Source organism: Meridianimarinicoccus zhengii (genome assembly GCF_003254465.1).
Taxonomy (GTDB): Bacteria; Pseudomonadota; Alphaproteobacteria; order Rhodobacterales; family Rhodobacteraceae; genus Meridianimarinicoccus; species Meridianimarinicoccus zhengii.
The window spans coordinates 19,264-30,659 of the sequence record NZ_QDFI01000049.1 but is presented as its reverse complement, the minus strand read 5'-3'; the positions used below and the strand labels follow the sequence as shown (position 1 = coordinate 30,659).

General features: G+C 67.5%; 12 protein-coding genes and 1 pseudogene. 7 read left to right on the top strand and 6 right to left on the bottom strand.

The annotated features are described in order from the left end of the window. The 4 genes and pseudogenes from DDE13_RS15095 to DDE13_RS15080 all read left to right on the top strand — a co-directional run. A pseudogene (locus tag DDE13_RS15095) lies at positions 1-231 on the top strand (hypothetical protein); the annotation flags it as partial. After that, a complete protein-coding gene (locus tag DDE13_RS15090) occupies positions 228-1,034 on the top strand; it encodes a TatD family hydrolase (RefSeq protein ID WP_111405117.1) in 807 nt (268 codons plus the stop codon). The pseudogene DDE13_RS15095 and the gene DDE13_RS15090, both read left to right, overlap by 4 nt. Further along, positions 1,034-1,837, top strand: coding sequence for an MBL fold metallo-hydrolase (locus DDE13_RS15085; protein ID WP_111405116.1), 804 nt, complete (start codon positions 1,034-1,036; stop codon positions 1,835-1,837). Before DDE13_RS15090 ends, DDE13_RS15085 begins: the two co-directional genes overlap by 1 nt. Positions 1,838-1,841: 4 nt before the next feature. Then, entirely contained in the window at positions 1,842-2,771 is a 930-nt protein-coding gene (locus tag DDE13_RS15080) for an AEC family transporter (protein ID WP_111405115.1), read from the top strand. A 100-nt stretch (positions 2,772-2,871) separates the two neighbouring features. Here the strand turns inward: DDE13_RS15080 and DDE13_RS15075 are convergent, their stop codons facing one another. Both DDE13_RS15075 and DDE13_RS15070 read right to left on the bottom strand, forming a co-directional pair. Further along, positions 2,872-3,774, bottom strand: a complete 903-nt coding sequence (locus DDE13_RS15075; protein ID WP_111405114.1) for a DMT family transporter — start codon at positions 3,772-3,774, stop codon at positions 2,872-2,874. A 79-nt stretch (positions 3,775-3,853) separates the two neighbouring features. Then, positions 3,854-4,453, bottom strand: coding sequence for a superoxide dismutase (locus DDE13_RS15070; RefSeq protein ID WP_111405113.1), 600 nt, complete (start codon positions 4,451-4,453; stop codon positions 3,854-3,856). A 212-nt stretch (positions 4,454-4,665) separates the two neighbouring features. On the opposite strand from DDE13_RS15070, the gene ccmI reads away from it, so the two are divergent. Genes ccmI through DDE13_RS15055 form a run of 3 tightly spaced genes read left to right on the top strand, consistent with a single transcriptional unit; the run spans position 4,666 to position 6,606 of the window. Next, positions 4,666-5,895, top strand: coding sequence for a c-type cytochrome biogenesis protein CcmI (ccmI, locus tag DDE13_RS15065; protein WP_111405121.1), 1,230 nt, complete (start codon positions 4,666-4,668; stop codon positions 5,893-5,895). Between the two features lie 19 nt (positions 5,896-5,914). Continuing rightward, positions 5,915-6,373, top strand: coding sequence for a Holliday junction resolvase RuvX (gene ruvX, locus DDE13_RS15060; protein WP_111405120.1), 459 nt, complete (start codon positions 5,915-5,917; stop codon positions 6,371-6,373). Continuing rightward, positions 6,370-6,606 carry a DUF1289 domain-containing protein gene (locus DDE13_RS15055; protein ID WP_111405112.1) on the top strand — a complete coding sequence of 79 codons (237 nt, stop codon included), beginning with the start codon at positions 6,370-6,372 and terminating at the stop codon, positions 6,604-6,606. The genes ruvX and DDE13_RS15055 overlap by 4 nt, the downstream gene beginning before the upstream one ends. 118 nt (positions 6,607-6,724) lie before the next feature. Here DDE13_RS15055 and dusA read toward each other — a convergent pair whose 3' ends face one another. The 4 genes from dusA to DDE13_RS15035 form a co-directional block, all read right to left on the bottom strand. Beyond that, on the bottom strand, positions 6,725-7,720 hold the full coding sequence (gene dusA, locus DDE13_RS15050; RefSeq protein WP_111405111.1) for a tRNA dihydrouridine(20/20a) synthase DusA: 996 nt from the start codon (positions 7,718-7,720) through the stop codon (positions 6,725-6,727). A gap of 499 nt (positions 7,721-8,219) precedes the next feature. Beyond that, on the bottom strand, positions 8,220-9,299 hold the full coding sequence (gene tcuB, locus DDE13_RS15045; RefSeq protein WP_328587845.1) for a tricarballylate utilization 4Fe-4S protein TcuB: 1,080 nt from the start codon (positions 9,297-9,299) through the stop codon (positions 8,220-8,222). Then, positions 9,283-10,686, bottom strand: a complete 1,404-nt coding sequence (tcuA, locus tag DDE13_RS15040) for an FAD-dependent tricarballylate dehydrogenase TcuA (RefSeq protein WP_328587844.1) — start codon at positions 10,684-10,686, stop codon at positions 9,283-9,285. Before tcuA ends, tcuB begins: the two co-directional genes overlap by 17 nt. Next, positions 10,683-11,354, bottom strand: coding sequence for a GntR family transcriptional regulator (locus tag DDE13_RS15035; RefSeq protein ID WP_111405109.1), 672 nt, complete (start codon positions 11,352-11,354; stop codon positions 10,683-10,685). The genes tcuA and DDE13_RS15035 overlap by 4 nt, the downstream gene beginning before the upstream one ends. Positions 11,355-11,396: the final 42 nt, after the last annotated feature.

The window sequence follows — 11,396 nt, the reverse complement described above, 5'->3', positions numbered from 1 at the left end:
CGGCAGGGCGCCACGGGGCAGGCCAGCGCGCCGCCCGTGCCGCCGCAACTCGCGCCCTCGCCCGCCGCGGGGCGACGCTGGGCCGAAGCGCAGGGAACGCTGACCGGCCGGGTCCGGCAGGGTCTGGCGGTGAACCTTGACCCGCACGCGCTCATCCTCGATATGGTCCTGACACTCGAGACCGTGGCGGCGGATTGCGCCGCCGAAGGACAGAACACGCGCCCCGCATGACCGACCCCGTGACAGCCCCCCCGGCGCTGGTGGACAGCCACTGCCATCTGGATTTCCCCGATTTCGATGCCGACCGCGACGCGATCATCGCCCGCGCCCGCGCAGCCGGGGTCACGCGGATGGTCACGATCTGCACGAAACTGCGCGCGGAGCCGCAGGTGCGCGCCATCGCCGAGGCGCATGAGGGCGTTTTCTATGCAGCGGGCACCCACCCGATGAGCGTGGCCAGCGAGCCCATGGCGACGGTGGATCAACTGACCGCCCTTGCCGCCCATCCGAAATTCGTGGGGATCGGCGAATCCGGGCTCGATTATCACTACACCGCCGAAAGCGCGGCGGCGCAGCAGACGAGCCTGCGTGTGCATATCGACGCCGCGCGCGAAGCCGGCTTGCCGCTCATCATCCATGCCCGCGACGCCGACGACGACATGGCCCGCATCCTGACCGACGAATACCGGACAGGCGGCGCCTATGCCTGCGTGATGCACTGCTTTTCCAGCGGACCGGGGCTGGCGCGCGCGGCACTCGATCTGGGGTTCTACCTGTCCATGTCCGGCATTGCCGCCTTCCCGCGGAGCGGCGATCTGCGCGACATCTTCGCCGCCGCCCCGGTGGACCGCATCCTCGTGGAAACAGACGCGCCCTATCTGGCGCCCCCGCCGTTTCGCGGACGGCGCAACGAACCAGGCCATGTCATACACACGGCCGCCGTCGGGGCGGAGCTGTTCGGCATAAGCGACGCTGAGTTCGCCGCGCGGACAAGCGCCAATTTCGACCGGCTCTTCACAAGGGCCGCCGCCTGATGGCCGAGTTGCGCCTGACAATCCTCGGCTGCGGGTCGTCCGGTGGCGTGCCGCGTCTGGGCAATCTCTGGGGCGATTGTGACCCGGACGAGCCGCGCAACAGCCGCCGCCGCTGTTCGCTGCTGGTGGAGCGCATCGACGGCGCGGGGATCACCCGCGTGCTGATCGACACCTCGCCCGACCTACGCGCGCAACTGCTGGATGCGGGCGTCGGCGTGCTGGACGCGGTGATCTATACCCATTCGCATGCCGATCATGTCCACGGGCTGGACGATCTGCGGATGATCTTCTTCAACACCCGCCGGCGGCTGGATGTCTGGGCCGATGCCGCGACCGAACGGGACCTGCGGTCGCGTTTCGGCTACGCGTTCGAGGCGCCGGAGGGATCGGATTATCCGCCGATCCTGAACCTGCACCCGATCGAGAACGACGCGGACATCACCGTGGCGGGCGCGGGCGGCGCGCTGACCTTCCGCCCGCTGCGGGTGGCCCATGGCAGCATCGACGCGCTGGGGTTTCGCATCGGCGACGTCGCCTATCTGCCCGACGTGTCCGAGATCTATCCCGCCGCGTGGAACGCGCTGCAAGGGCTAGATTGCTGGATCGTCGACGCGCTTCGGCGCAAGCCGCACCCGACCCATGCGCATCTGGACCGCACGCTCGACTGGATCGCACAAGCGGCGCCGCGCCGCGCGGTGCTGACCAACATGCATGTCGATCTCGACTACGCGACCGTCGCGGCGGAAACGCCGGATCACATCGTACCGGCCCATGACGGGCTGGTGCTGACCTTCCCGGCCTGATCCGTTGGGCGCGCTGATCGAGGTCGTCCTGCCGGTCTTCCTGGTCATCGGGGCTGGATACGTGGCCGTCCTCCGCGGGTTGTTCAGCGACGCGGGCGTGGACGGGCTGATGAAGTTCACGCAGAAATTCGCGATCCCCTGCCTGCTGTTCAGCGCCATGTCGCAGCTCGATCTTGCGGCGGTGTTCGAATGGCGGCTGCTTCTCAGCTTCTACGCCGGGGCGCTGAGCTGCTTTGCGCTGGGGCTGCTGGGCGCGCGCCACCTCTTCGGGCGGCCATGGACGGACTCGGTCGCCATCGGGTTCTGCGCGCTGTTCTCGAACTCGGTCCTGCTGGGCCTGCCCATCGCGGAACGCGCCTATGGCGCGGCATCGCTGGCGTCGAACTTCGCCATCATCGCGATCCATTCGCCGGTCTGCTACCTGACCGGGATCACCGCGATGGAGATCGCGCGCAGCAGCGGCAAGTCGCTGTTCGCTACGGTCGGATCGATCCTGAAGGCCATGGCCAGCAACGCGCTCATCATCGGGATCGCGCTGGGGATCGCGGTGAACCTGTCGGGCGTGACACTGCCCACCGCGCTGACCGATGCCGTGGCGCTCATGGTGCGCGCGGCGCTGCCCGCGGCGCTGTTCGGGCTGGGCGGCATTCTCGTGCGGTATCGACCGGAGGGCGACCTGCGCACCATCGGCTTCGTCATGCTGCTGTCGCTGATCGTGCACCCGGCGATTGCCTACGGGATGGGCGCCGGGCTCGGCCTGTCGCAGGAGGCGCTGCGCGCGGCGGTGGTGACGGGCGCGATGGCGCCGGGGGTGAACGCCTATGTCTTCGCCGACATGTACGGCAGCGCGCGGCGCGTGGCTGCGTCGGCGGTGCTGGGCGGCACGGCGGCGACCGTCGTCACGGCCTGGGCATGGCTCGCGGTCTTGGGCTAGAGCATGTCGAGCAAAAGTGGGTACCGGTCTTGCGCTTCTCGAACATGCGATATCAAGAGGTTAGGGTGGGCTGCGTGAATGCAAGTCAACGCGACACGCCCTAGCGACCGAATTCCACGATGATGGCCCCCAGCGCGATCAGGATCATGAGCGCCCAGCGGCGCGGGCCCATGGGATCGCCCAGAACCAGCCAGCCGATCAGCGCGGCGAAGACGGGGGACGTTTCGCGCAGCACTGCGGCCTCCCCCACGCTGTCCAGCCGCGTGGCAAGCATGATCGACCCGAAGGAAAACAGCGCCACGACACCGCCCAGAACCCCGCGCACCGCCAGCGGGACGAGCGGCGGGGCATCCTCCATCCGGCGATAGCGCCAGACCGCGATGGGCGGCATCAGCAGCGCGTCGAGAAAGAAGAACCACGCGAGGAAGGTGAACGGGTCCGCGGTCGCGCGGATGCCCCAGGCGTCATAGGTGGTGTAGAGCGCCACGAAGAAACCGGTCCCGAGCGCCAGCCAGAGCGCGGCGACAAGCGTGTCGCGCGCGACGGTGACATGACGCAGGTTATAGACCGCAAGCCCGAGGATTCCCGCCACGAGAACCGCCAGACCGACCCATTGCAGGGGGGCAAAGACCTCGCCGAAAATCAGCCACGCGCCGAAGACGGTGAAGACGGGGCTGGTGCCGCGCACCACCGGATAGACGACCGTGTAGGCGCCGCGGGTATAGGCCATCGCCTGCAACAGCTTGTAGCCCGCGTGGATCGCCCACATGCCAACGAAGATCGCCCACATGTGCGGTTCGGGCCACGGCACCACGAACAGCGCCACGGGTGCGGCCATCAGCCCGTAACTGGCATCGATGGCCCCGCGCGACAGCCACGGATCGTGGCGTCCCTTCTGGATCGCGCCGAAGACCGCGTGCAGGAATGCCGCCAGAACCGCAAGCGCCAGCGCCAGTTGCCCGCCCTGCGGCGTGCCTTCGAGAGAGAGGATGAGGTCCGACATCGCCGCCTTGTTTCCGGCGCTGTCGATACCGGTTTGGCGGGCGGGCGCAAGGGGTCACCCCCGCGCCCGCCAAAGGCCCTTACATGCGCGAGGCGACGTTTTCCCAGTTCACCAGATTGTCGAGGAAGTTCTGGAGATAGGCCGGGCGCTTGTTGCGGAAATCGATGTAGTAGGAATGTTCCCACACGTCGCAGCCCAGCAACGCGGTCTGCCCGAAGCACAGCGGGTTCACGCCGTTCTCGGTCTTGGTGACCTTCAGGCTGCCGTCCTTGTCCTTGACGAGCCAGCACCAGCCCGAGCCGAACTGACCCGCGCCCGCCGCGGCGAACTGCGACTTGAACTCGTCCACCGAGCCGAAGCTTTCGGTGATGGCCTTTTCCAGCTCGCCCGGCATGCCGCCGGTGCCGGGACCCATCATTTCCCAGAACTGCACGTGGTTCCAGTGCTGGGACGCGTTGTTGAAGATGCCCGACTGCGCGACCGCGTTCGGGTCATAGGTGCCGGTGATGATGTCCTCCACCGACTTGCCGGCCCACTCGGTGCCGTCGATCAGCTTGTTGCCGTTGTCGACATAGGCCTTGTGGTGGATGTCGTGGTGAAACTCCAGCGTTTCCCGGGACATGCCGTGACCGGCCAGTGCGTCATGCGCATAGGGAAGGTCGGGAAGTTCGAATGCCATTTTGGCCCCCTGTGTCAGTGGTTGGTTGCCTCACACAAAAGGGTCGGGGTGGGGGAACGTCAACCCCGGGCGTGTCCGATTTGCCGCGGACCCGCGGCGCTGGCGGTCGGAACGGGCCCACGGCGTGCCGGGTGCAGGACGGTTCGACGCATGCCGGTCTCGTGATGCGATGCGGCCTTTTTCACCCGCGCCGGATTGAGTATGTCCCCGTCATGGTGTTCTGGCTTCTCATCATCGGCTTGGCGGCGGCGGTGTCCGCGCTGCTTGCCCTCGCGCTTCTGCAACGGCACCGCGCGCAGCAAGCCCGCGCCGAGTACGACATCGCCGTGTACCGCGAACAGCTTGCCGCGGTGGACCGTGACGTGGCGCGCGGGATCCTCGACGCCGAAGCGGCGGAACGTACCCGGACGGAGATCGCGCGGCGCATCCTCGATGCCGACCGCAGCCGGGGCACGGATGCGCAGGGCGATGCGCCGCGGCGTGTGAACCTTGCGATGGCGGGTGGCGTCGCGCTGGTGCTGCTCGGCGGCAGCGTCGGGCTGTACACTATGCAGGGCGCGCCGGGATATGGCGATCTGCCGCTGCAGGAACGGCTTGCCGCTTCGGCGGAACGGCGCGCGGAACGCCCCCGGCAGGCAGAGGCCGAGGAACAGGCGGCCGCGTTCCGCCCCGAAGCACCGCAACCCGCTCCCGAATATGTCGAACTTGTGGACAGGCTGCGCGCCACGGTCGCGTCGCGGCCCGACGATCCGCGCGGTCTTGCACTGCTGGCGCGCAACGAAGCGGCGCTGGGAAATTTCACCGCCGCCTATGACGCGCAGCGCCGGCTGATCGACGTGCTTGGCGCGCGGGCGACCGCCGATCACTATGCCGATCTTGCCGACATGATGGTGCTGGCCGCGGGCGGATATGTCTCGCCAGAGGCGGAGGCGGTGCTGGGGCAGGCCCTGTCCCGCGATCCCCAGAACGGGCCCGCGCGCTACTACGTGGGTCTGATGCAGTCGCAGAACGGCCGCCCCGACATCGCCTTCGATATCTGGCGCGAGATGCTCGAACGCGCGGCCCCCGGCGCGCCATGGGTGCCCGCGATCCGCGCCCAGATCGAAGAGGTCGCCGCCCGCGCCGGGCGCCGCTACCAGTTGCCGCCCGAGGGTGAACCGCTCGCCGGGCCGTCGGCCGCCGATGTCGCCGCCGCGCAGGACATGTCGCCGGAAGACCGCATGGACATGATCCGCGGCATGGTGGCGAACCTGTCCGACCGGCTGGCCAACCAGGGCGGTACGGCGGGCGAATGGGCGCGGCTGATCGGGGCGCTGGGGGTGCTGGGCGATACCGACAGCGCGAGCGCGATCTATGCCGAGGCGCGCGACGTCTTCGCCGACGATCCCGAAGGGCTTGCGCAGATTTCGGAAGCCGCACGGGGTGTCGGCCTTGGCGAGTGATCCGCGGATCACGGACGACATGGCCGCCTTCGCCGCCGCGCTTCCTGTGGGCCGGGCACTTGCGGGGCTGGATTTCGGCACCAAGACCATAGGTGTCGCCGTGTCCGACCGACTTCGCGGCGTGGCCACGCCCTTGCAGACCATCAAGCGGGGCAAGTTCGCAGCCGATGCCGCGGCGCTGGCCGCACTTGTGGCGGCGCGCGAGATCGCCGGGATCGTGATCGGCCTGCCGCGCAACATGGACGGGTCGGAGGGTCCGCGCTGCCAGTCCACCCGCGCCTTCGCCCGGAACCTCGTCGCGGTGATTGACCTGCCCATCACCTTCTGGGATGAGCGGCTGTCCACCGTCGCGGCGGAACGCGCGCTGCTGGAGGCCGATACGTCCCGCGCCAAGCGGGCCGAACGGATCGACCACGTGGCGGCGGGGTATATCCTTCAGGGCGCGCTCGACCGCCTGAACCACATGAGGCATGCATGACCACTCCGGTCTGGACCCGCGATGCGATCGAAAGCCCCTGCATCAATATCTGCGTGATCCATCCGGACACGCGGCTCTGCACCGGCTGCGCGCGCAGCATGGACGAGATCGCGGGCTGGGGCGCCATGTCGCCAGAGGCCCGTCGCGCAGTGATGGAGGCCTTGCCCCATCGCGTCGCAGCCCCCCGCATACGGCGCGGCGGTCGCGCCGGACGGCTGTCCCGCGAAGGCTGAGACGGGTCCGCGTGGGGGCGCTTGCCCTAGCGTGCATTTGGACCGGTGGCTCCGGCCACAGTCGCGCTGTTGCCGTCCAATTGCTGCCGCGACGCACCGGCGGGTGCGCGCCGAGGCCCTATTCCGCCGCGCTCTGCACGCCGGTGACATGGGCAAGCGCATCGGCGATGACGCGCCCGTCCGCACCGGCCTGCACCGCGGCCTGTGACAGGTGCCGCCGCCAGCCACGCGCGCCGGGCCGCCCGGCGAACAGCCCCAGCATGTGCCGCGTGACATTGTGCGCCCGCCCGCCTGCGGCGACATGGGCATCGACATAGGGGATCATCGCCTCGGCCACCGCCACCGGGTCGGCCACGCGATCCGCCCCCCAGATGTCGCGGTCCGCCGTCGCCAGGATGTCGGCCGGGTTGTGATAGGCCGCGCGCCCGATCATCACCCCGTCCATGCCTTCGGCCAGATGGTCGCGCGCCGCGTCCAGCGACGCGATCCCCCCATTTACAGAAATGTGCAGACCGGGAAATTCCCGCTTCATCGCGTGGACGAGGCCGTAGTCGAGCGGCGGGATATCACGGTTCTCTTTCGGGCTGAGCCCGTCGAGCCAGGCCATGCGCGCGTGGATGATGATCCGCCGCAGCCCTGCCGCACGCAGGATGTCCAGAAACGCGGGCAAGGTGTCGGCGGGTGTCTGGTCATCCACGCCGATGCGGCATTTCACGGTGACCTCGACGGGGCTGATCTCGGCCATGGCCGCGAAGCATGCCGCAACCAGCGCAGGATCCTTCATCAACACGGCCCCGAAGCAGCCGGACTGCACCCGGTCCGAAGGGCAGCCCACGTTCAGGTTGATCTCGTCATACCCCGCATCCGCGCCCATGCGCGCGGCCTGCGCCAGTTCGCCGGGGTCAGACCCGCCCAACTGGAGCGCGACCGGATGCTCGGCCGGGTCGTGGTCCAGAAGCCGCAGCGCCCCGCCACGCACGAGCGCCGGCGCTGTGACCATCTCTGTATAAAGAAGCGCGCGCCCCGACAGCAGCCGATGGAAGTACCGGCAATGACGGTCGGTCCAGTCCATCATGGGCGCAACGGATAGTCTCGCGTTCTGGATTATCGCCATATCTGAATCTTCAATTTTTTGGGCCGCGGATGGCGTCGCGCAGGAAATCGCCCCGGCATCCCCGAAATCGCCCCTCTTCGGTGACCCGTTGCACGCATGGGTCGCGCGTGACAATCCCATCCGTCGACCGGCGCTTCACTTTGATGCCTGATCTGCACCCAGATCGGACGCATGACACACCTCGCGCGGCCATGCACCCGGCAGGAACCGGATGGAGCAGATACGCTGAAATCGCAAGCGAGTCTGCCACACGATTCCTGACGTCAGGTTTGCGCAGTCACCTTCCTTATAGCCGAAAAGTGCGGGACAGGAAAACCGCCACTGGCGCGTACGGCCCTGCAACCTGGCCAGCCAGCCGACCGAACGAGGACACCGCCCTGGGTCTGCGCGGATCCTCGGACGTATCACGCCGACCGCGTCGAGGGGCAGAAGTGGCACGGACATATCCGCGCCAGGCAGCTTGACACTCAGACGCGCTATCCCAGGAGAGACCCACTTTTCAGACGTCTTTCGACGCGGCGCGGGAGGCTTCGATGGTTAGCGCCGCGAGGCGGTAGAACCCATGCGCCATCTTCGAATAGGGCGTGACAAGGAAGAAGGTCAGCACAAGCCCGAGATGCAGCGGCAGAAGCCACGCCACTGCGCCGCTACCCGTCGCTGCATAAAGCGCCAGGCCGGTCGCGCCGACGGCGCCCAGCAAGGCGATGAAGGCCATCTCTCCGCCCCAGGCGCGGGCTGCGCCAAGCTCGCGATCCGCCCGCGTCTTCAGCCATGCCAGTGCCGCACAGCCGATGGTCAGAAGGATGCCGCCCGGCACGCCCAGCAGCTTGGGCAGGCTGACGATCCCGTAGGGCGCCTGCATACCAAAGACGTAATGCATGACCGTGGCCGTGCTCGTCGACGCGAAACACAGAAGGAACCCGTAGAGCACCGCCTGATGCGCGTGGCGGCGGGCGTGGCTGAAGCGGTCTTCGTCCTCGAAGTTGCAGCCGTCCCCGTGCCCGCCTTCGAGATTGCGCATCCGTCCGGCGGACAGGACCGCGGCCCGGAGATCCGACAGGCGCAACGTGCCACCCCCCGCGGCTTTCCAGTAGCTCCGCAGCGACACGGCGAGCGCCAGCAACGGCAGGACGAACGCGGGCGCGAAGATCGCGACCATCAGCGAGTGGGACATGTAGGCGTAGAAGCCCTCACCTGTCTCGGGCCGCATGGCTTGCGCCAGCGCGAACAGAATTCCGAAGGACAGCGCCAGGAGGAACGCCATCGCCACGCCCGCCCGATCGAAAAGGTCCGCGAAGGGACGCGGCCAGGCATATGCCTTCCAGCTGTCCTGCCGGACTTCCGCCAGCGCCCCCGGCAGGTTCAGGTCGAATTCATGCGGTGCCGTGTACTGGCAGGCGTAATAGCAGCCCCGGCAATTGTGACACAGATTGGCGAGTTGCGTGATCTCGCCGTCCGAAAAGGCCCGTTCGCGGTGCATCGCCGGAAAGACCGAACAGTAGCTTTCGCAATAGCGGCAGGCGTTGCAGATCTGAACCTGGCGGCGGGCTTCCTCGATCAGATCAGGTTGCATTTGCATGGGCGGCGGCCTCCTTGCCTGCGATGCGTCCGAAAACGGTTCCGATGGTCATGCCGAAACCTGCCAGATACCCTTGGCCGAGGATGGAACCGGCCATCGTCTCCCCCGCAGCCCAGAGGTTCGTGACCGGGCGGTTACCGACCGAACACTGCGCGCGCGCGTCGACCCGGAGCCCGAGATAGGTGAACGTCACGCCCGTGCGCAGCGAATACCCGTAAAAGGGTGGGTCGGTGATCGGGCGGGCCCAGTTGGTTTTCGGTGGGTTCAGCCCGGAGGTGGACACCCCGTCCAGTTCCGTCGGATGAAACCCGGAGGTGTCGCCGCAGGACCGGTTGAATTCGGCGACGGTCTGCTCGAGCCTGTCGGCGGGCAGGCCCATCTTGTCGGCGAGGTCCGCAAGGCTGTCGGCCGCGACCGGCGGAAAGACCGACGGCATGAACAGCTCCAGCGACTTGGCGTCGATGATGACATAGCCGACCTGGTCGGGCTGCGCGGCGACAAGACGGCCCCAGATGGCATAGCGCTTGGGCCAGACATCCTCGCCCTCGTCGTAGAAACGCTCGGCGTGCTTGTTCACCACGATGGAAAACGGCACGCAGTCCAGCCGCGTGACGATGCCGCCGTCGAATTTCGGCGCACGACCGTCGATGGCGACGGCATGGCATTGAGTCGGGTCGCCGACCTGTTCGACGCCCTGATCCAGCAGGTCCGCCAACACGACCCCGCGATTGTACGGGGTGCCGCGGATCAGGAAGTTCTTCGCGGCGGGCCCCCAGGCGCGGGCGAGCCAGTCTGTATCCGCCTGGAAACCGCCCGACGCCACGACAACCGATGTCGGCGCGATCCTGTGGGTCTGGCCGTCCTGCGTGTAATCGATGAACACGACCCGGTCGTCGTCCAGTTCCAGATGGGTGACCGCGGCCTCGTATTTCACCCGCACGCCAAGGGCCTCGGCCGTGCGGTAATAGGCGTTCACGAGGGCCTTGCCGCCGCCAAGGAAGAACGCGTTCGTCCGTGCCAGCGACAGCGTGCCCGACAGGGAGGGCTGGAACCGCACGCCGTGCCGTTCCATCCATGGCAGGCATTCCTCGGACATGCGGATCGCAAGACGCGCGAGGCCGACATCCGTCTTTCCGTCCGTGACCTTCATCAGGTCGGCGAGATACTCCTCCTCGGTATAGCTTTCGACCAGCGGACCGAGCGGACCATGATGCATGCAGCGGAAATTGCGCGTGTGGCGCGAATTGCCGCCGCGATAGGGCTTTGGCGCCGTCTCGAGGATGAGCACACGCGCACCTTCCTCCGCTGCGGTGATCGCGGCGCAGAGCGCGGCGTTGCCGCCGCCGATGACGGCGATGTCGATGTCGATGTCGATGGGATCGGTCAAAGCAGGTCTCCGTCGTGAAGATGACGCGCGCGCAGGGCACGGACCCGAACCCGCTGCGCGGCCTCGATATGGGCGCGCATGGCGGCCTCGGCCAACGTGCCGTCCCGCGCCTTGATGGCGTCGAGCACGCCGAAATGTTCTTCGACCGCCTTTCCCGCGCGGTCGGGTTCGGTCAGCGTCGTGGGGCCAAGGATCATCAATGCCTTCTGCAGCGAGACGATGGAACGCGACAGGAAGCGGTTCTTGGCCGCGTCGAGGATCGCCGCGTGAAACCGGCGGTTCAGCGCGAAGGCTTCGGGTGCGTTGCCGGTCGCTTTCAACGTTCGGTTCATGTCGAAGAGTTCCTCGATCTCGATGCCTGACGCCGCACGTGCCGCCAGCCGCGCCGCCGTACCTTCAAGCACCGCACGCATTTCGTATAGGTCCATGACCTCGGCATAGTCGAGCGTCCGGATGCTTGCACCCTGCCGCGGCAGATGGGTGACGATCCCGTCCGCCTCCAGTTGCCGGATCGCTTCCCGCACCGGGGTCCGCGACACCCCGAACCGTTCGGCGAGTTCTGTCTCACGCAGCCGGTCGCCCGGGTTAAATTGCCCGTCCCGCAGCGCGCCGAGAAGGCGATCATAGGCGGCATTGCCTTGCGGCGTGCTGTTGTCGTCCCTGCGCATGCGTGCTGCTTTCTCGTTGTATCCCGATGGATACATGCGTAT

Coding starts and splice junctions, on each gene's coding strand:
- ccmI (WP_111405121.1), top strand. CDS start 4,666: ATGGTGTTCTGGCTTCTCATCATCGGCTTGGCGGCGGCGGTGTCCGCG.
- ruvX (WP_111405120.1), top strand. CDS start 5,915: ATGGCCGCCTTCGCCGCCGCGCTTCCTGTGGGCCGGGCACTTGCGGGG.
- DDE13_RS15090 (WP_111405117.1), top strand. CDS start 228: ATGACCGACCCCGTGACAGCCCCCCCGGCGCTGGTGGACAGCCACTGC.
- tcuB (WP_328587845.1), bottom strand. CDS start 9,299: ATGCAAATGCAACCTGATCTGATCGAGGAAGCCCGCCGCCAGGTTCAG.
- DDE13_RS15035 (WP_111405109.1), bottom strand. CDS start 11,354: ATGCGCAGGGACGACAACAGCACGCCGCAAGGCAATGCCGCCTATGAT.
- DDE13_RS15055 (WP_111405112.1), top strand. CDS start 6,370: ATGACCACTCCGGTCTGGACCCGCGATGCGATCGAAAGCCCCTGCATC.
- DDE13_RS15075 (WP_111405114.1), bottom strand. CDS start 3,774: ATGTCGGACCTCATCCTCTCTCTCGAAGGCACGCCGCAGGGCGGGCAA.
- DDE13_RS15085 (WP_111405116.1), top strand. CDS start 1,034: ATGGCCGAGTTGCGCCTGACAATCCTCGGCTGCGGGTCGTCCGGTGGC.
- DDE13_RS15070 (WP_111405113.1), bottom strand. CDS start 4,453: ATGGCATTCGAACTTCCCGACCTTCCCTATGCGCATGACGCACTGGCC.
- dusA (WP_111405111.1), bottom strand. CDS start 7,720: ATGGCGATAATCCAGAACGCGAGACTATCCGTTGCGCCCATGATGGAC.